This is a genomic window from Bacillus sp. AFS055030 (assembly GCF_002574545.1).
Lineage (GTDB): Bacteria > Bacillota > Bacilli > Bacillales > Bacillaceae_G > Gottfriedia.
The window spans coordinates 39,805-59,889 of record NZ_NUGT01000026.1 but is presented as its reverse complement, the minus strand read 5'-3'; the positions used below and the strand labels follow the sequence as shown (position 1 = coordinate 59,889).

The window sequence follows — 20,085 nt, the reverse complement described above, 5'->3', positions numbered from 1 at the left end:
TTTTTTTTATGTTAGAATATTACGGGTCTAAATAAATTCAGATACAAAGAAATTTTACTTACACCTTGTTTTTAGACAAGGTTGTATTTCTATTGGAGGCTTTATTAGCAATGAATGACGTTTTAGTTCGTCAATACTTGTCGAATTTTTATAAACATAGAGAACCTTTTATAGAAGAAATGGAAACTTATGCACTTGAGCATCATGTACCGATAATGGATAAAGCAGGCATGGAATTTATGCTTGGTTTACTTTATTTAATCCAACCGACTTCCATTCTTGAAATTGGTAGTGCAATAGGCTATTCAAGTATTCGGATGGCAAAAGAATTTCCAAATGTGAAGATTGTTACAATGGAGCGAAATGCGGAGAGAATTCGCAAAGCAAAAGAGTTTATTGGGCGAAGTGATTACAGTGATCGAATTCTACTTTTAGAAGGTGACGCTTTACTTTTAAAAGAAAAGTTGCCTGAAAACAGACAATTTGATGTTATTTTTATCGACGCAGCTAAAGCTCAGTATAAACGATTTTTTGAATTATATGAGCCTTTGTTATCAGACAGAGGTGTTATTATTTCTGATAATGTTTTATTTAAAGGCCAAGTTGCTGAAAGTGCGGATCTAGTTGATGATCGACGAAAGAAAGCATTAATTAAAAAGATTCAAAATTACAATGAATGGCTAATGAATCACCCTAAGTATGATTCAACAATTATACCAATTGGTGATGGAGTTGCTATTAGCAAAAAAAGGGGAGTTAATAATGAATAAGCCTGAATTATTAGTTACGCCAACTAACCTAAATGATATAGATAAATTAGCTGATGCTGGTGCAGACGCAGTTATTATAGGTGAACAACGTTTTGGATTACGTTTAGCGGGCGAATTTAATCGTGAAGCTGTAAAAGAAGCAGTAGAAATTGCACATAAAAAAAATGTAAAAGTATATGTAGCGATGAATGGCGTTTACCATAATGAGATTCTTGATGAAATTGAAGATTATATTACTTTTTTAAGAGATGCAAATGTGGATGCAATTGTATTTGGAGATCCTGCAGTGCTTATGTCAGTGCGTGAGATTGCACCTAATATGCAATTACATTGGAATACTGAAACAACAGCTACAAACTGGTTTACTTGTAATTACTGGGGTAAACGTGGATCTAAACGTGCGGTATTAGCTAGAGAATTAAGCTTTGAAGCTGTCGCTGAAATAAAAGAAAATGCTAAAGTAGAAATCGAAGTACAAGTACATGGAATGACTGCTATGTTCCAATCAAAACGTTCTCTTGTTGGTAACTATTTTGAATACCAAGGAAAGAATTTAGAAATCGTTCAACAAAAGAAATATGAAAGAAATATGTTCTTAGTTGACCACGAGCGTAACAATAAATATCCAATTTTTGAAGATCAAAACGGAACGCATATTATGAGTCCAAATGATATCTGTATTGTTAACGAGTTAGAAGAATTAGTTGATGCAGGTATTGATTCATTCAAAATTGATGGTGTCTTAAAATCTTCAGAGTATATCATTGAAGTTACAAAACTATATAGACAAGCTATAGACCTATGTGTAGAAGACCGTGAAGCTTACGAAGAAATCAAAGACGAACTTTTCGACAAAATCGAAGCAATCCAACCAGTAAACAGACCACTGGACACAGGATTCTTCTTTAAAGAAACGGTGTATTAATAGAAGTAAGATTAGAACATGGAATAACAACAGGATAGCCAATAGATTCTATTGCCAAAAACGGTATTTTAGAGCTTTGGACTGTAGTCCTGTATTAAAGAGGAGGATTCATAATGGCAATTGGACAATTAGATAAAATAGTTGATGGCAAACGTATAATCGTAAAAAAACCTGAGCTATTAGCACCTGCTGGTAATTTAGAAAAATTAAAAATTGCAGTAAGATATGGCGCAGATGCTGTATTTATTGGTGGTAGAGAGTTTGGCCTACGTTCGAATGCAGATAACTTCTCAATTGAAGAAATGGCTGAAGGAGTAGAATTTGCAAACAAATTTAATGCAAAGATTTATGTAACAACAAATATATTTGCTCATAACGAAAACATGGACGGATTAGTTGAGTATTTACAAGGGATTGAAGCTGCAGGAGTTACAGGAATTATTGTAGCTGACCCATATATTATTGAAACATGTAAAGAAGCTGCACCAAAATTAGAAGTACATTTAAGTACACAACAATCTTTATCAAATTATCGTGCTGCTCAATACTGGAAAGAAGAAGGACTACATCGATTAGTATTAGCACGTGAGACAAGCTATGAAGAAATAAAAGAAATCAAAGAAAAAGTAGACGTTGAAATTGAAACATTTATTCATGGCGCAATGTGTATTGCCTATTCTGGCCGTTGTACTTTAAGTAATCACATGACTGCACGTGATTCAAACCGTGGAGGTTGCTGCCAATCATGTCGTTGGGATTATGATTTAGTTCAAACTGAATCACAAAATCCAGATGCTGCAGAAAATGCTTTATTTGCAAAAGAAGATGCACCATTTGCAATGAGCCCTAAAGATTTAAATTTATTACGTTCAATTCCTAAATTTATTGAAATGGGTGTAGATAGTTTAAAAATTGAAGGACGTATGAAATCAATTCATTACGTTGCAACAGTAGTATCTGTTTACCGTAAAGTAATTGATGCATATTGTGCTGACCCTGATAACTTTGAATTTAAAGAAGAATGGGTTGAAGAACTTGATAAATGTGCTAATCGTGACACTGCTTCTTCGTTTTTTGAAGGATTCCCAGGAATGAAAGAGCAAATGTATGGAAATCATAGCAAAAAAACAACGTATGATTTCGCAGGTCTTGTATTAGACTATGATGATGAAACTGGTATTGCAACGATCCAACAACGTAACTACTTTAAACCAGGTGACGAAATCGAATTCTTTGGACCTGAAATTGAAAACTTCAAACAAACAGTTGGTGTAATTGTTAATGAAGATGGAACAGAAGTAGACGCTGCAAGACATCCATTAGAAATTGTAAAAATTAAAGTGGATCAAAAAGTTTATCCTTACAACATGATGAGAAAAAAGTTAGTTTGATAAGAAAGAGGGATTGAAGTATGGGGAAAAAGCCCATTGTAATTGGAATTGCTGGAGGGACTGGCTCTGGTAAAACTTCTGTAACAAAAGCAATCTATGATCAATTTAAAGGTCATTCAATTTTAATGATTCAGCAAGATTCTTATTATAGAGATCAAACGCATTTACCAATGGAAGAAAGATTGAAAACAAATTATGACCATCCATTAGCGTTTGATAATGATTTGTTTATTGAGCATATAAAAGATTTATTGCAATACAAAGCAATTGAAAAACCTGTATATGACTATACAATTCATACAAGATCTTCAGAAACAATCCCTGTAGAACCAAAAGAAGTTATTATTTTAGAAGGTATTTTAGTATTAGAAGACGAGCGTTTACGTGATTTAATGGATATAAAGATATTTGTAGATACGGATGCTGACTTACGAATTCTTCGCCGAATTCAACGAGATATTAAAGAACGTGGAAGAACAGTCGATTCTGTAGTAGATCAATATGTAAATGTTGTACGCCCTATGCATAATCAATTCTGCGAACCATCTAAGAAATTTGCAGATATTATCATACCAGAAGGCGGTCAGAACTTTGTGGCCATTGATTTAATGGCAACAAAAATTCAGACTATACTTGAAAGAGTAAGTGTATTATAATACGTTCATATAAGAGAATAATTCCTAAAAATAATTTTGGAAAGATGGAGAAGAATTCACTTCTTCATCTTTCTATATAAAAGAATGCGTTTTCATAAGTTGAATGTTTCTTTATTTATTCTCATACACTGTTTGTACAACTATATTGTATAAACATTATTTAGAAGTTCTACATAAAAAGAAACGGTGGATACTAAAAGGAGTGTACAAAATGGCTAACGAAAAAAAATTCCCTATGACTTTAGCTGGGAAAGAAAAATTAGAACAAGAATTAGAAAATTTAAAAACAGTAAAGCGTGCTGAAGTAGTAGAGCGTATTAAAATTGCTCGTAGCTTTGGGGACCTATCAGAGAACTCTGAATACGATGCTGCAAAAGACGAACAAGCATTTGTTGAAGGTCGTATTACAACTTTAGAAAATATGATCCGTAATGCTGAAATTATTACAGAAAATAACGATGCATCAGATACAGTAACTTTAGGTAAATCTGTAACTTTCTTAGAATTACCTGCTGGCGACGAAGAAACTTATACAATTGTAGGTAGTGCTGAGGCTGACCCGTTTGAAGGTAAAATTTCAAATGATTCTCCAATCGCAAAAAGCCTATTAGGCAAAACTGTTGGCGAAGAAGTAACAGTTAATACGCCAGGTGGAGATATGCAAGTAAGAATTATTGCTGTTAAATAATTTGATTTGTTTAACAATTTAATAGTTTGAAAAAAGAACACCCCGTCTACACTGTAGATGAGGTGTTTTTTATATGCATAGACGGATCAAAGCCATTTTAATGATATTTTCGTTACTATTTACTTTAATTGTATACAGATGTTTAGATATTAGTGTCCTACACCAAAAGAATTTTGGGCCACAAAAGGTAAATTTAATTGAACGAAGTGTTGCTCAAAGAACGTTTCAGTTTCGGATTGATAATGGACGCGGAAAAATACTTGACCGAAATGGAAAATTATTAAGTGCAGCTTACACTCCAAAAGTTATTTTATTTCCATTTTTAAAAACAATCGATTGGCCGATTGAAAAGCTATCGTCGATTACAGGCGTCCCGGTTGCAAATATAAAAAATCAGTTTATTGGTAAAAAAGAGCCTTTTACATTAAAAGGAATAACAAAAACATTAACATCGGAGAAAATTGATGAAATAAATAATTTACATGTTTCTGGATTAATTTCCATGCTATCTCAAGATCAAGATGATAAACAATTGGCAGAACACCTAATTGGAATAGCTAGGGAAAATAAAGAACAATATGAAAAACAGTATGAAAGTGATCGAGATTATAAGCCTAAAGAATTTGGAGTAATTGGATTAGAAGCTCAATTTGAAGATTTCTTAAAATCTGATGGCACGTCTAATTTAATGCTACACGTAGATAATTTAGGTAAACCGATGTTTGGAAATGAAGTGAAATATGCGAAACCTAGTAATCCATTTTATCCAGTTTCCCTTTCTACTACATTAGATAAGGATTTACAACAAATTTTAGAACAAGCTGTTGACCAAGCTAAACTTCAAAAAGGTGCAGCAGTGCTAATTGATGTAAAAACTAGCAATTTATTAGCAATGGTAAGCAGACCTAAAATGAATTTCCAAAATTTATTTTCTGAAAATGATAATACAGCGACTAATTACGCACTCTTAGCTAGTACTCCTGGTTCAGTCTTTAAAACAGTTGTAGCGGCGGCAGCAATAGATCAAGGAATTGTTAAAGAAAATCAATTGTATAATTGCAATAATAATTTAGTAGGTAAATACGAGGATGAAGAGAAAAAGCGAAAAGGTAATTTAACATTTCAACAAAGTTTCTATCAAAGTTGTAATTACACATTTGGACAATTAGGCAAGCAATTAACGTTAAAAAATAAAGATATGTTTCAGACATATGCAAAAAAGCTAGGTTTAGATGGTCCAGTAGGCTGGACGGGGGCTGTATATCATGAGTCTAGTTTTAGTCAATTTCAAAATGAAGGGAAACCAACATATTTTGTAGGAAACTATTTAAGTGATAAGCTCTTAAATACTTCCATTGGGCAACAGGATGTAAAAGTATCGCCTTTAGCCGTCGCAAATATGATGGCGACGATCGCACGTGGGGGAAGCCCGAAACAAGTAAAAGTAGTCGATTCTGTATTATATAAAAATGGTACAGAAATGTTTAAATTTAAAGAACAGACATTAGTTGATGATTATTTAGCTCCAGATTCAATGCAACAATTAAGAGAGTTACTTCGAGGTGTCGTTACGGACGCGAAAGGAACGGGAAATCGATATGCTAGTTTGCCTTACACTTTAGCAGGGAAAAGTGGAACTGCGGAAACAAAAGTAGTAGATGGTAAAATAGTCGAACAGAACAAATGGTTTGCAGGTTATTTTCCATATGATAAGCCAAGGTATGCATTTGCAGTTGTTAGTTTAAATGTTCCAAACGAAGTTACATCTACTTCTGACACTGTTACAAATTTAATAAAATCGATCGATAACTTTGATAAAAGCCACACAAAATAGCTATTTTTAATTAATTAACTCTATGTTAAAATAGGTAAAAATTAGTTGTTTTTGGGGGATTTTGTTAATGACTTCAATTGAACCAAACAAAAGGGTCCAAAAATTAAGACGAGTACGAAGAGGAAATTATTTTTACCGAATACTACTTATTCCACTTCTTTGTGGAATCTTCTATTTAGGAATTAAAATAACTTTACCGATACTCAACCAACAAAAAATAGAGCCTAATACTGCAAAAGCTATGTTTACTCCAATTGCTCAAGAACCAAAGCAAATGACAGATATACCGAATCCTTATCAAGCGAATTATCGTGAAAAAGTAAATGAAATCATTAAAGACTCAATAAATGATGAAAATATTATCGAATCGACTGTTAAAGAATGGGTACCTAACAAAACAAGCCAAGCCGAGCCTCATACAATTCATTTTAGTTATCAGTCACAGGACTTTTATGAAATGGAAGAAGCTGTATCAAATGCGATTTCTTTAACAAAAGAAGATTTTTCTGTTTGGCATCTTTCAAAAGGATACGATCAACAAAGTATAAAAGTATATGTTGCTACAAACGACCTAAGCTATAAATATGTTGTATACTTACACTGGGTTGTAAAAGAAGGCTGGCTCCCAATTTTGGTACAAGAAGTAAAGGATCTAAAGTATTAAAATGTGGAAACAAGTAAGCTCCTTAGCGGAAATCAACGCTCATTTATTTAAGATTGAAAATGTTTTTTTACTGTACGTAATCTTAAAGATGAATGCTATGGCTCTATATGGTAAAATGATTAAAGTTTGAATGAGAAAGTAGGGAATTTGAAGTATGAAAATAGCAATTATTGGGGCAATGGAAGAAGAAGTACATGTATTACGTGATAAATTAGACAACCTGAAAAAAGAAGAAGTTGCAGGCTCAGAATATAACATTGGTACATACGAAGGAAAAGAAGTAATTTTATTAAAGTCTGGAATTGGTAAAGTTAATGCAGCGATGGCAACAGCAATTCTTTTAGAAAAGTATCAGCCAGATGTGGTTATTAACACAGGATCTGCAGGCGGGCTTCATACTGACTTAAATGTTGGTGACGTTGTTATCTCAACTGAAGTGCGTCACCATGATGTAGACGTTACTGCATTCAATTATGAATATGGACAAGTTCCAGGTATGCCAGCTGCATTCCCTTCTGATGACAAATTAAAGGGTATCGCTAAAAAATGCGCTGAAAAAATTAATGGTATCCAAGTTGTTGAAGGATTAATCGTAACTGGTGATTCTTTTATGAACGATCCAGTAAGAGTTGATTTTGTAAAAGATAAATTTGGTGATCTGTATGCTGTAGAGATGGAAGCAGCTGCAATCGCTCAAGTTTGTTATGCTTTTAAAGTACCATTTGTTGTGACACGAGCATTGTCAGATATCGCAGGTAAAGAATCAAATATTTCATTTGATCAATTCCTTCATACTGCAGCTGTTAATTCAACATTAATGGTTGAGGAAATGATTAAAGCGTTATAAATCTTTTAAGGAAAGATGTCTAATAGGCATCTTTCTTTTTTTATCCAAATACAATTGAGTGAGTACTCACTTTTTATTGACTGAGAATAAAAAGTGAATTAAGATAAAGATATGGAGTGAGTACTCACTCATTTTAAAGTTAATAAAGGAATCGACTTGAACGGAGGAATAAGATGAGCAATGTTGTTCAAATTCAAAATGTTGACCGTTTATTTGGAAAAAGAGCTGTACTAAAAAATATTTCGATGAATATTCAAAAAGGTGAGATATTTGGGATTTTAGGCCCATCAGGTTCTGGTAAAACAACTTTAATAAAATTAATTGCTGGGATCGATAAAAGTTCAAAAGGTGAAGTATTAGTTTACAATAATGAAATGCCTAATTTTACAGTTCTTCCGTCAATAGGCTATATGGGACAATCAGACGCTTTATATAGCGATCTAACGGGAGCAGATAATTTAAGTTTCTTTGGTGCCTTATATAATTTAAAAGGTAAAGAACTTAAATCGAGAATTCAAGAAGTTGCACAAATTGTTGGGTTAGAGGATTCATTAAATAAGCAAGTTAATCAATACTCTGGGGGAATGAAAAAACGTCTTTCTCTGGCAATTTCAATCCTTCATAAACCTACATTACTAATCCTTGATGAACCAACAGTAGGAATTGATCCAGTACTAAGGAAGCAAATTTGGAATCAATTTTTTGAAATGAAAAAAGAGGGTACTACAATCATCATTACGACCCACATCATGGAAGAAGCTGAAAAATGTGAACGGATCGGGTTAATTAGAGAAGGAGAATTAATCGCGCTAGATACTACGGAAAATTTAATCTCACAATCAAAAACTGGCAAAATCGAAGACCTATATTTTAATACTGAGGTGAGCTCATGAGAGTCTTTGCGATTTCTAAACGAATAATAAAACAATTTTTAAAAGATAGAAGATCTCTTGCAATGATTTTTGTTGCCCCAATCGTGTTATTGTTCTTATTTTCTTATATTTTAAAACAGGATGATACGAAACCAACTTTAGCTCTAGTAGATGCCCCTCCAGCATTTGAGCAAATTGTGAAAGATTATGCGAAAGTAAAAAATGTAAATCCTGCAGACATTAAAGAGAAATTGAAGAATATGGATCTCGATGGTGCTGTCTTATTTAAATCAGGTGAAATAGTAGTACAGTTTGAAGGAACAGACAAAGCAAGAACAACTGCAGTAATGGATGCAATTCAATTTGCAGTTAAGGAGAATACACCTTCAAAACTTAAAATTGTAATGGACCCAATTTATGGTAGTAAAAATATGGAATCATTTGATTCGATTGGACCAATATTTATTGGATTTTTCTCGTTCTTATTTGTATTTATCTTATCAGGAATTTCATTTGTAAGAGAAAGATTAACAACAACACTAGAAAGATTACTTGTCACGCCAGTCAAAAGATGGGAAATAGTAGTTGGATATATTTTAGGCTTTGGATTTTTTGCTTTAATCCAATCGATCATTATAACAATCTTTTCAATCAGTGTATTAGATATGTATAATGTAGGAAGTGCATGGGAAGTCTGCGTAGTTAATATTCTTTTATCGCTTACTGCTCTTACACTTGGCATGCTGTTATCTGCTTATGCAAATAATGAATTTCAAGTTGTACAATTTATTCCAGTGATTGCTGTTCCACAAATACTTTTTTCAGGTATTTTCTCAACGGCATTTTTACCTAACTGGTTTAAATTGATCGGGGGGATTTTACCACTGACATATGGTGCAGAAGCTCTAAGAGGGATTATGATCAAAGGGCAATCGCTTTCTGATGTTGTCTATCAATTATTAATCCTACTTGGATTTTCAATCGTATTTATTTCTTTAAATATAGTTGCTTTAAAGAAACAGCGTTCAATTTAAGGAGTGTTACCAATTAAATTAGAAGAGTTTTTACCAGAAGAAAAATTACAAGAAATGAATGAGAAAGAAATAAAAATTCTTGAAGCTGCAATTGAAATTTTTGCAGAAAAAGGTTTCGTTAGTACATCTACCAATGAAATTGCAAAAAAAGCAAAAGTTGCTGAAGGCACTATTTTTCGTTACTTTAAAACAAAAAAGGATTTATTAAAAAGTATTATCAAACCGACATTAGTCAAAACAATTGCTCCTTTTGAAATGGATCGTTTTTCTAAAGCAGTATTTCATTTAGAGTACGAAACATTTGAAGATTTTCTTAACGCGCTTATTAAAAATCGGATGGAATTTGCAAAGAAAAATAAAGAGGTAATAAAAATAATCATACAAGAAATGCCATTCCAAGACGATATGCAAGAAGAGTTAAAAAGACTCTTCAAAGACAAAATGTACCCTAAAGTAGCTACTGTATTACAATCGTTTATCGATAAAGGGCAAATAAAACAACTACAAATACCGACAGTACTAAGATTAATTATCTCAACAGTAATTGGTTTAGTTATTTCTTCGATCGTACTAGAAAATACACCGCTATGGAACGAAGAACAAGAAACAAAACGGACGATTGAGTATATTAAAGATGGTCTAAAATAACTGAGACAAGTTAAAACATTCAAGGGGTTTAAATAATCTCTTTTTTTCAGAGTGTTGAAATATAATATAGTCAATATTGAAAAATACGAACATTATTTAATTTCAATTGAAAAATATTATTATATTTTTGATGTATACGTAGTATTGGTTGAAATATAAATATTTTAACTAACCTCTAAAAATAAAAATATCTTCTTTTTGACAATCAATATTTTAAAGATGTGTAAGTATCATCATTAGTTTTATTTTGATATTGATGAATAAAGTGTAATTCATTTGTTCAATTGATTATTCTATTGTTTTTAAGATTATTCTTTATCATAAAGAAAATGATTGGAACGAAAGGGTGCCGGACTCCTATGGGAGATGCGGGAAGGCTTAGACCCTACAGGCGGCGCCGAGGAGGCGGAGGCTAAAGAATCTCGCCCCATGGAAAGCGAGCACCCTGTAATGGAAATCACTGAGACACAACTTACTTATCAAAAATTAATTTTCAACAACATGAAGGGATTTTAAATCATCCCTTTTTTCTTTGTGTTGAAATATTAAATGGAACTCTATTTATAAAAATTAATTTTCTAATATAGTAAAACTTAAAAGACTATCATGTTTTTTACTTCCTAAACTCTACATATACTGCCTTTAATTACCTTCACTTTTTTTGTATAAAGTATGTTAAAGTTAATAAGTCAACAAGAAGGGAAGGTGTAGTATTCGTGAATTTAAAAAAGCTACAGGCGAAGGTTAACGATTTTAAAACATACGGAGCAATAACAACAGCATTGGCTACTTTTTTCTATATCGGGACTCTCCTTCCAAAGGACGGATTAACCCAACAGAAAATCTTAATAGTCGAAAGTATTGTTTTTATTATGCTGATTTTTGCTTTAGGTTTCTTTCTAACATCAAATTATTTTAAACGTAAAATGCAAAAAGAAGAGCAAGCATAAAACCACTAAAATGAATTCACTCCAATTGTTAGAACTGGCTAACAATTGGAGGTCAAATTCATCTTTAGTGGTTTATTTTTTATCCTTTTTCTTTTCTTTTTCAGCTCTTAAAAACTCGTGATACATTTTCATTAATGCACGTTTTTCAATTCTCGAAACATAGCTTCTTGAGATTCCTAATTTCTTTGCGATTTCACGTTGAGTTAGTTCTTTATCCATATCAATACCAAATCGTTGAATAATTACATCCTTTTCACGGTCATCTAAAATCTTAATATATTGCTTTATCTTTTCTAATTCCATATTCAGTTGAATTTGATCAACTACATCCTCTGTCTCAGTTTTTAATATGTCTAATAATGAAATTTCATTGCCTTCTTTATCTTGGCCTATCGGATCATGAAGTGAGACGTCTTTTTTTGTTTTCTTTAAAGCACGTAAATGCATAAGTATTTCATTTTCGATACATCTAGCAGCATATGTGGCTAATTTTGTTCCTTTACCTTGAACAAAGCTCTCAATTGCCTTTATTAAACCTATTGTACCAATCGAAATTAAATCTTCAGCATCTTCCCCGGTATTTTCAAATTTCTTGACGATGTGAGCAACAAGCCTTAAATTATGTTCAATTAATAAATTCCGCGCTTCTCCATCTCCATTTGCCATACGATTTAAATAGAGCGCTTCTTCGGCTTGTGAAAGAGGTTGAGGGAAGGCATTATTTTTAACATAGGAAACAAACACAAACACTTCTTTTAAGAAAAGACTTAAAGCGGTAAATAAACCAGGCATATAATCACTCCTAAGGAAGGTTAGGTTAGTTGTTATTTATATATTTATGTAATGTACAAATTCTGTGTGTCTGTACCATAAAAAAAATGTAAGCAGTGTAAAAAAAATGTTGAAAATAGTAAGCGCTACCATTCCGATAACGATGTACTTTTTTTAAAATCCTTACATATTCTAGAAAAAAATGCATTGACAGCCTATTTAAACGTGCTTTATAATCCTCATTAATAACTTTTTTAATGAATGTTTTGACAATTTAATATATTGCGTTGATAAGGGCACAGTAGGCATAACTTCCCTGTTTAAGAGAGCTGACGAAGGCTGCGAGTCAGTACATAAGGTATGCTGAATTACATTCTTGGAGCAATTTCTATTTTTACGTTAATGAAAATAGAAACGGTCATTTTGATCGTTAACAAAATGAAGGTGGTGAACAGATTTTTTGTTCACAACTAGGGTGGTACCGCGATTAATTAATTCGTCCCTACTGTTTATTCAGTAGGGACTTTTTGTTTTCATTTTTTACATACTTACTTTTTGAACAGAGAAGTGGTATTGGAATATTAATTTTAAATTTTGAGGAGGAAAAAGAAATGAGTACAAACAATGAGTTAGCGCAATTACGTGATAAGGTTGATGAGATTAATTTAAAAATCGTTGAATTATTAAACGAACGTGGAAAAGTTGTTCAAGAAATTGGTCAACAAAAAATTAAACACGGAATTAAGCGTTTTGATCCAGTTCGTGAGCGTGAAGTGTTAGATATGATCGCAAATGTGAATGAGGGTCCTTTTGAAACTTCAACTTTACAACATATTTTCAAAACGATCTTCCAAGCAAGCTTAGAGTTACAAGAGGATGATCATAGAAAAGCCCTTTTAGTATCAAGAAAGAAAAAGCCTGACAATACAATTGTTAAAGTGAAAAATGATATTGTCCTTGGCGATGGTTCTCAATCATTTATTATGGGACCATGTGCAGTTGAGAGCTACGAACAAGTACGTGCAGTAGCACAAGCTATGAAACAACAAGGTTTAACAATGATGCGAGGCGGTGCATTTAAACCTAGAACTTCTCCATACGATTTCCAAGGGCTTGGATACGAAGGACTACAGATTTTAAGAGAAGTTGCCAATGAATTTGATTTAGCAGTAATAAGTGAAATACTAAATCCAAATGATGTTGAAAGATCGCTAGAATACGTGGATGTTATTCAAATTGGTGCACGTAATATGCAAAACTTTGATTTACTGAAAACAGTAGGTCAAGTAAATAAACCAGTATTATTAAAACGTGGGCTTTCTGCAACAATTGAAGAATTTATTAATGCAGCAGAATACATTATTTCACAAGGAAACGACCAAATTATCCTTTGTGAAAGAGGGATTCGAACTTACGAAAAAGCTACAAGAAATACATTAGATATCTCAGCAGTTCCGATTCTGAAGAAAGAAACACATTTACCAGTAGTTGTAGATGTTACACACTCAACAGGTCGTAAGGACTTACTATTACCGACAGCAAAAGCAGCATTAGCAATTGGAGCAGATGCAATTATGGCTGAAGTACACCCAGACCCAGCAGTCGCTTTATCAGATTCAGCTCAACAAATGAATATCCCACAATTTGAAGAATTCATGTTTGAGTTAAAAGACTTCCGTGCAAAACTTCAATAATAAATAATATGACTTAATGAAGGATAGGCGGTGAATGCCTTGAAAAAGAACGTCCTTTTAATTGGTACAGGATTAATTGGAGGCTCAATTGCCTTGGCAATAAAAAAAGTTCATGATGTTAATATAATTGGATATGATATAAACGAAAAACAACTTGAAATTGGTAAAAGAATTCAAGTTTTAGATGAAATCTCGGTACAGCTTAAAGACTGTGCCGAGAAGGCTCATCTAATCATTTTTTCATGTCCCGTAGAAGAGTCAATAAAATATATACATATGTTAAGTGAATATGAACTAAAGAATGATGTCATATTAACTGATGTAGGTAGTACGAAAAGTGAAATTATGAGGCATTCAAAGATGCTGACAGATAAAGGCTATTGCTTTATCGGAGGTCATCCAATGGCAGGTTCTCATAAAACCGGCATCGAGAGTGCGAAAGGCCATTTATTTGAAAATGCCTATTTTATTTTGACACCAAGCGAAAATACTCAAAATGAACAAATTGATGAATTAAAAGAATGGCTTAAAGGAACAGGTTCACATTTTGTAGTAATTGATGAAGAAACACATGATCATATTACTGGAGTTGTAAGTCATTTTCCACATTTAATTGCTTCCAATCTTGTAAAGCAAGTTAAATCTTACTCGGAGGATGAGCCTTTAGTAACAGCCCTAGCTGCCGGTGGGTTTAGAGATATTACTAGGATTGCATCAAGCAGTCCGAAAATGTGGACTGATATCGTAATTCAAAATAAGGATACATTACTTTCGTTAATTTCGAATTGGATTGACGATATGAAACAAATGTATCAGCTTGTTCAAAACCAGGATAAAGAAGAGATCTATCACTACTTCAAGGATTCAAAAGATTTTAGAGATAACATGCCAGCAAAAGCAAATGGCGCCATCCCGAGATATTTTGATTTGTATGTAGACGTTTTAGATCGAGTCGGTGAGCTTGCAAACATCACGACAATCTTATCGATTCACCAAGTAAGCATAACAAATCTAAGGATCATTGAATCACGTGAAGGGTTACCTGGTGTACTAAGAATAAGCCTTCAAACAGAAAATGACAGAGAGAAAGCTGAAAAATTCTTAAATGTCAATGGTTATGAGACATATATCGTTTCATAAAAATTTCAGATTAATTTACACACTAAAAGCACTTTGTGAAGGTGCTTTTTTTTGGTTAATGAGGCATAAAAGTGATCAAGTACTTCGCAAGGTTGCCAAAGCCTCTCTGACATTTCAAATAAAAATGAATAGTCAGTCTCTTTTATGTACCAATTTTCTGAACTTTGTATTATAATTTAGTAGGTTAGGTTTATAAATCGTTAAACATGGAGGGATATCAATGTCTCAGTTTGAAAAATCATTAGAAAAATATGCCGAACTTGCGGTAAAAAGCGGTGTTAATATCGTACCAGGACAAACATTACAAATAAATGCACCAATCGGAGCTGTAGAGTTCGTTCGTAAAGTTGTAAAATTTGCTTACGAAGCTGGAGCGAAAAATGTAAACATCGATTGGAACGATGATGTAATTACTCGTACTAAATATGAACTTGCTCCTGAAGAAGTTTTTGGAGAATTCCCAGGCTGGAAAGTAACACAATTGGAGGAATTAGCTGAAAATGGAGGAGCTGTTTTATCAGTCATTTCACCAAACCCAGAATTATTAAAAGGGATCGATCCAAAGCGTATTGCAACTTTTAATAAAACAGCTAGCCAAGCACTACATAATTATCGTGAATACATGATGGCTGATCGAATTCGTTGGTCAATCGTAGCAATTCCATGTGTTGAATGGGCTGAAAAAGTTTATCCGAATGAACCAATTGATAAAGCGATGGAATTACTTTGGGACTCAGTATTTAAAATTTGCCGAGTAGATAATGAAAATCCAGTTGAAGCTTGGGTTAAACATAACGATTTCTTACAAGAAAAAGTTGTTCAATTAAATGACAAACGCTACAAAACATTACATTACACAGCACCTGGTACTGATTTGAAACTAGATTTAGTCGATAATCATGTATGGAAAGGTGGCGGAGCGAACAGTGAAGATGGAAAATGGTTTAATCCAAATATTCCAACTGAAGAAGTTTTCTCAATGCCACATAGCCATGGTGTAAATGGTACTGTTAAAGCGACTTTACCATTAAATTACGGTGGTAATTTAATTGAGAATTTCTCTTTAACATTTAAAGATGGTAAAGTTGTCGATTTCACAGCTGAAAAAGGTTACGATACTTTACAACATTTATTAGATACTGATGAAGGTGCTCGCCGTTTAGGTGAAGTAGCATTAGTACCACATGATTCACCAATTTCAAATACAGGTTTAATTTTCTTCAACACATTATATGATGAAAATGCTTCTTGCCACTTAGCATTAGGGAAAGCATATCCAAATAATATGAAGGATGGAGAAAAATTACCTACAGAAGAGCAAGCGAAATTAGGAATCAACCAAAGCTTAACTCACGTTGATTTCATGATCGGATCAGCAGAATTAAATATCGATGGAATTAAAGAAGATGGTACAGTTGAACCAATTATGAGAAATGGTAACTGGGCATTTTAATCGTAATTAAAATAGAAGGGTTGTCTCGAAAGATTTTTGAGACAACCCTTTATTTTATACATTTCTTAAATTGTTTGAAATTGATCGTTACTTCTTAAAACGGTTATAAAACCATCTAATATTGTATGACTAACAGAGAATCCCTTACGTTCATAAAATTCTAAAGCTTCTTCATTTCCATTAGAAACATAAATAAAATAATCTTCTACATCATCAAATTGCTTTAGCCAGTTCATCGACATTTTGAATAGTACAGAGCCTACTCCATATTTTCTATAGTCTTCCTTAATGTAAAATTGAGATAGACATCCGACATTCTTTTTATGGACCGTTGAGAGGTCAAAAAAAGTTGCAAATTCACTTGAGTAAACTTCTTTTGGAGAAATATTTGAATAAACGTAACCAACGATTTGATCTTCATCTTTCACGATAACAATATAATTATGTATAGCTTTTTTTACTGAAGGAACCATACGTGTTTCGAAATTCATACTATTAAATAACTCAGGTTTAATCTTTGCTTTTGCTTTCTGAAAAATCATTAACTCATTACATAAATCTCTACATAATCCAATTTGATCCTCGTCAATCACTTCATAAGTTAAATTCATCTTGTCACCTCTCAAAAAAATTGATTTTTTTAGCTTTAAATAAATTTCGTATGATTTAATTTTAATCTATAAGTGCTTTAAAACAAATGGAATATTAAGTAGATCCGTATTTGGTATAGGTTCAATTTAGAATCACTTCATCGTCTTATACATAAAACAAATAGAGGTTTACGTTTATCTAAAAATATGAAAACCGATATATGCACCACAAATACTAATAATAGTAGATAAAATGATATAAGATAGTGCAGCTTTATACTTTTTTGCAAGTAATAATAGAATCGCTTCGTAACCAAATGTTGAAAAGGTTGTAAACCCACCTAATATTCCAACTCCAATAAAGAGCCACAATGTAGTAGAAATCGATTTATCGAGATATAAATGGTTTATTAAACCTAAAATAAACGAACCGAGTATGTTGATAACGAATGTGCCAAAAGGAAAATTTGTTTTAGCTCTTTTATTTACATAGTTTCCAAGGGCATAACGAAAAACGGCTCCGATTCCCCCACCTAGTCCAACAATAACAATCATGATGAGGTTTCTCCTTTTAGTTTATTGAATTTATTAGCTGCTTTAAAGCCAAGATATGAGAAACTGATTCCTATTACTAAACTTGAGATTAGATAGATTAAACTAATCAGTAATTTTTTTTCGTTTATTAAAGCAACATTTTCAAGTGAAAATGTTGAGAATGTAGTGAATGCTCCAGTAAATCCTGTTCCGATTAGTAAAGTATATTCAGGTTTTAAATTCACTTTAGCCATCGGTAAAAAGAAACCTAAAAAAAAGCATCCAATGATATTAATTAAAAATGTTTGAATTGGAAATCCATTTGAAAGTGGATGGACCAAAAGACCTATTATGTAACGAAGAATGGCTCCAAAAAACCCTCCGATTAAAATAAATAAATAATTCATCATACACCTCAAAATAAGTACATTATAAAAACGCCCCTAGGAGCGTTTTTTGTTAGTTTACAATATAAAAAGCAATAATTGAAACTAAGTTATTTAAAAAATGAGCAAAAATCGTAACTTCGATTTTTTTTGTTTTGATATAGATTATACCAAAAATCAAACCTGCTAAAGAATAAGATAGTAATGCATAGATTGAAAAACCAGCAAGCATATGCAATAAACCAAACCCAAAGGAACTTACAATTAATCCAATAATCGGAGCGTTTTTAAAAATCGAACCAATTATTAACTTACGTGTAATCCATTCTTCTTTAATTGGTGCAAGAATAACCGCAGATATAATCATAAGGACTGGATTAGTCCGCAATAAGTCTTCCACTGCTTTTTGATTATCTGGAGTAGCAATTGAATAATTGAAATGTTGGAAAATAACATCAAGAAGTTGTGAAGAAGCGATCAGAACGACATATGCTCCTAAAATGATTACAACGTCAATCACAGTTATATTTATTCGTCTTAAAGTTAGTAGTCCTTTTTTCTTTGTATAATAATAAAGCCATATTAAACTGAGGACACCAAAAATTGAATCTGAATAGATTGATACTGTATTTAAAAGATTATCAAATTGTTTTTCAGTAAGATTTATATCCGCAACACTAACAAAAATCATACCCCATATTGAGGCAATTAAGATTAGTAAGTTCAAACCAACTATAAAAATTAAAAAATAGTAGCCAAGGGTTTTTAAGGCGGATTTACGTTCATTCGGAATATTTTCTGGAATGATTGTATTATAGTTTAATTCATTATCCAAATCGGCTCCTCCATTTTTTTGACCTATCTGTTCATAAACTTTCGAATTTACATTTATACTAACATATCCTATTTTATCTTAAATTTAAAGTGAAAGAATCTATATTTTAAAATATATGAAAGATTGAGTAGATTATATGATAGTTGAAATTGTACTTAATCTAATTAAAGTAAAAACAAGGTATGTTCATATACCTTGTTTTAAGGCTATTGAAATAAAACATTGTCAATATAGAACGACAAAAGTCTAAGTACTATATTATTTAAGCAAAAATTAGAAAGATACTTCCTCATAACAGGTTCATGAGGAAGTAAAGCAGCATAAATTAGAAAGTTCCTTACTCATGACAGGTTTTAGTGCAAATCAACTAAAAATTAGCGTAGTTGACAAGCTCATTCTTCAACACTCCAAAAACAAGGTATGTTCATATACCTTGTTTTCTTAAATTTTAATTTAATTTTCGATTAGCAGGGTAGGGAAGAGAAAAGTTATTATCTTCCAAGTTCTATTCCAAACTCCTGCCAAGATTAATTCAACTGTTCTACTTGATCTCTAATCATTTCCATTTTATAGTCTAATGAATTTACTGTTGCGGATGCTTCATTTAAGCTTTCGATAATTGCTTTTGGGACCTTTTTATTGTATTTGTAAAAAATCTTATGTTCAAGGCTTGCCCAGAAATCCATCGCAACCGTTCTAATTAGAATTTCCACTTTTACTCTTTTTGTTTCAGAAGCTAGGAAAATTGGAATTTCTATAATCATATGAAAGCTTTTATAGCCATTTGGTTTTGGATTTTTAATATAATCTTTTATTTCTATTATATAAATATCGTCTTGTTGTTTTAATAGTTCATAAATCATATAAATATCACTAATAAATGAACAACTAATACGAACTCCAGCTATATCACTGATATAATGTTCCAGATTATATTGTGTTAGTTCTAATCCTTTTCGCTCAAGCTTTTCTATTATACTTTCTGGTTTTTTTAAGCGTGATTTTACGTGTTCAATTGGATTATGATTGTGAGTTAAAGTAAATTCTTCATTTAAAATTCTAATTTTAGTATTGATTTCATCTAACGCAAATTTATATATTAAAAGTGTGTTAGTCCATTCACCTAAGCTTTGATCTTTCAACATAGGCAACCTCCTAATGTATATTACATCAGTATATTACCAGCTTAATGTGAACTCAGTGTGAAATCTTGGTGAATAGTTAGTGTCAGTCAAGTAAAGTACTGGGATTTTTTCAAGTTGTTGGAAAAATAGAATAATAAAGGAGCGGTTGTAGGAATTAGGCAAGGGTTCAAAGATGTAGAGAGTGCACATTATTTTAAGTATTGTAGCATCAATTAGTTCATTTAGGGTTTTGTTAGTTTTGGTATTATATGTTATAAA

General features: G+C 32.2%; 21 protein-coding genes and 1 other annotated feature. Of the genes, 15 read left to right on the top strand and 6 right to left on the bottom strand.

The features are described from left to right. The first annotated feature begins 110 nt into the window (after window positions 1-110). The 12 genes from CN925_RS11590 (at window position 111) to CN925_RS11530 (ending at window position 11,279) form a co-directional block, all read left to right on the top strand. Window positions 111-770 (top strand): O-methyltransferase, encoded by a 660-nt coding sequence (locus tag CN925_RS11590; protein WP_098846388.1) that lies wholly within the window; start codon window positions 111-113, stop codon window positions 768-770. Beyond that, a complete protein-coding gene (locus CN925_RS11585) occupies window positions 763-1,695 on the top strand; it encodes a peptidase U32 family protein (RefSeq protein WP_098846387.1) in 933 nt (310 codons plus the stop codon). Before CN925_RS11590 ends, CN925_RS11585 begins: the two co-directional genes overlap by 8 nt. Before the next feature lie 113 nt (window positions 1,696-1,808). Then, window positions 1,809-3,086 carry a peptidase U32 family protein gene (locus CN925_RS11580; RefSeq protein WP_098846386.1) on the top strand — a complete coding sequence of 426 codons (1,278 nt, stop codon included), beginning with the start codon at window positions 1,809-1,811 and terminating at the stop codon, window positions 3,084-3,086. A gap of 20 nt (window positions 3,087-3,106) precedes the next feature. Beyond that, window positions 3,107-3,742, top strand: a complete 636-nt coding sequence (gene udk / locus CN925_RS11575) for a uridine kinase (RefSeq protein ID WP_098810303.1) — start codon at window positions 3,107-3,109, stop codon at window positions 3,740-3,742. Window positions 3,743-3,953: 211 nt separating this feature from the next. Then, complete coding sequence (gene greA, locus CN925_RS11570; RefSeq protein WP_098846385.1) at window positions 3,954-4,430, top strand: transcription elongation factor GreA; 477 nt, start codon at window positions 3,954-3,956, stop codon at window positions 4,428-4,430. 73 nt (window positions 4,431-4,503) lie between these two features. After that, window positions 4,504-6,264 carry a peptidoglycan D,D-transpeptidase FtsI family protein gene (locus CN925_RS11565; protein ID WP_098846384.1) on the top strand — a complete coding sequence of 587 codons (1,761 nt, stop codon included), beginning with the start codon at window positions 4,504-4,506 and terminating at the stop codon, window positions 6,262-6,264. Window positions 6,265-6,331: 67 nt separating this feature from the next. Next, complete coding sequence (locus CN925_RS11560) at window positions 6,332-6,928, top strand: YrrS family protein (protein WP_098846383.1); 597 nt, start codon at window positions 6,332-6,334, stop codon at window positions 6,926-6,928. A 154-nt stretch (window positions 6,929-7,082) separates the two neighbouring features. Continuing rightward, complete coding sequence (mtnN, locus tag CN925_RS11555; protein ID WP_098846382.1) at window positions 7,083-7,775, top strand: 5'-methylthioadenosine/S-adenosylhomocysteine nucleosidase; 693 nt, start codon at window positions 7,083-7,085, stop codon at window positions 7,773-7,775. Window positions 7,776-7,948: 173 nt separating this feature from the next. After that, complete coding sequence (locus tag CN925_RS11550) at window positions 7,949-8,668, top strand: ABC transporter ATP-binding protein (RefSeq protein WP_098846381.1); 720 nt, start codon at window positions 7,949-7,951, stop codon at window positions 8,666-8,668. Beyond that, window positions 8,665-9,681 (top strand): ABC transporter permease, encoded by a 1,017-nt coding sequence (locus tag CN925_RS11545; protein ID WP_098846380.1) that lies wholly within the window; start codon window positions 8,665-8,667, stop codon window positions 9,679-9,681. The genes CN925_RS11550 and CN925_RS11545 overlap by 4 nt, the downstream gene beginning before the upstream one ends. A gap of 3 nt (window positions 9,682-9,684) precedes the next feature. Then, a complete protein-coding gene (locus CN925_RS11540; RefSeq protein ID WP_098846379.1) occupies window positions 9,685-10,329 on the top strand; it encodes a TetR/AcrR family transcriptional regulator in 645 nt (214 codons plus the stop codon). Window positions 10,330-11,045: 716 nt separating this feature from the next. Beyond that, window positions 11,046-11,279 (top strand): YrhC family protein, encoded by a 234-nt coding sequence (locus tag CN925_RS11530; protein ID WP_180232937.1) that lies wholly within the window; start codon window positions 11,046-11,048, stop codon window positions 11,277-11,279. 72 nt (window positions 11,280-11,351) lie between these two features. Here the strand turns inward: CN925_RS11530 and sigK are convergent, their stop codons facing one another. After that, the gene (gene sigK, locus CN925_RS11525) at window positions 11,352-12,071 is read right to left on the bottom strand and encodes an RNA polymerase sporulation sigma factor SigK (protein ID WP_098810294.1); all 720 of its coding nucleotides are present in this window, start codon (window positions 12,069-12,071) and stop codon (window positions 11,352-11,354) included. A gap of 257 nt (window positions 12,072-12,328) precedes the next feature. Continuing rightward, window positions 12,329-12,557: a binding site (T-box leader), on the top strand. Between the two features lie 104 nt (window positions 12,558-12,661). On the opposite strand from sigK, the gene CN925_RS11520 reads away from it, so the two are divergent. The 3 genes from CN925_RS11520 (at window position 12,662) to CN925_RS11510 (ending at window position 16,337) form a co-directional block, all read left to right on the top strand. Then, window positions 12,662-13,744, top strand: coding sequence for a bifunctional 3-deoxy-7-phosphoheptulonate synthase/chorismate mutase (locus CN925_RS11520; RefSeq protein WP_098846429.1), 1,083 nt, complete (start codon window positions 12,662-12,664; stop codon window positions 13,742-13,744). A 39-nt stretch (window positions 13,745-13,783) separates the two neighbouring features. Continuing rightward, window positions 13,784-14,884, top strand: a complete 1,101-nt coding sequence (locus CN925_RS11515) for a prephenate dehydrogenase (RefSeq protein ID WP_098846376.1) — start codon at window positions 13,784-13,786, stop codon at window positions 14,882-14,884. Between the two features lie 220 nt (window positions 14,885-15,104). Next, window positions 15,105-16,337, top strand: a complete 1,233-nt coding sequence (locus CN925_RS11510; RefSeq protein WP_098846375.1) for an aminopeptidase — start codon at window positions 15,105-15,107, stop codon at window positions 16,335-16,337. Between the two features lie 65 nt (window positions 16,338-16,402). On the opposite strand, the gene CN925_RS11505 is transcribed toward CN925_RS11510, so the two are convergent. The 5 genes from CN925_RS11505 to CN925_RS11485 form a co-directional block, all read right to left on the bottom strand. Next, window positions 16,403-16,948 carry a GNAT family N-acetyltransferase gene (locus tag CN925_RS11505; protein WP_098846374.1) on the bottom strand — a complete coding sequence of 182 codons (546 nt, stop codon included), beginning with the start codon at window positions 16,946-16,948 and terminating at the stop codon, window positions 16,403-16,405. 174 nt (window positions 16,949-17,122) lie between these two features. Next, the gene (crcB, locus tag CN925_RS11500; RefSeq protein WP_286138329.1) at window positions 17,123-17,482 is read right to left on the bottom strand and encodes a fluoride efflux transporter CrcB; all 360 of its coding nucleotides are present in this window, start codon (window positions 17,480-17,482) and stop codon (window positions 17,123-17,125) included. Beyond that, the gene (gene crcB / locus CN925_RS11495; RefSeq protein WP_098846373.1) at window positions 17,479-17,868 is read right to left on the bottom strand and encodes a fluoride efflux transporter CrcB; all 390 of its coding nucleotides are present in this window, start codon (window positions 17,866-17,868) and stop codon (window positions 17,479-17,481) included. Before crcB (CN925_RS11495) ends, crcB (CN925_RS11500) begins: the two co-directional genes overlap by 4 nt. Window positions 17,869-17,920: 52 nt before the next feature. Continuing rightward, complete coding sequence (locus tag CN925_RS11490; protein WP_098846372.1) at window positions 17,921-18,682, bottom strand: CPBP family intramembrane glutamic endopeptidase; 762 nt, start codon at window positions 18,680-18,682, stop codon at window positions 17,921-17,923. Window positions 18,683-19,209: 527 nt separating this feature from the next. Then, window positions 19,210-19,827: a GTP pyrophosphokinase gene (locus CN925_RS11485; protein WP_098846371.1), complete on the bottom strand. Its 618-nt coding sequence runs from the start codon at window positions 19,825-19,827 to the stop codon at window positions 19,210-19,212. Window positions 19,828-20,085 lie beyond the last annotated feature (258 nt).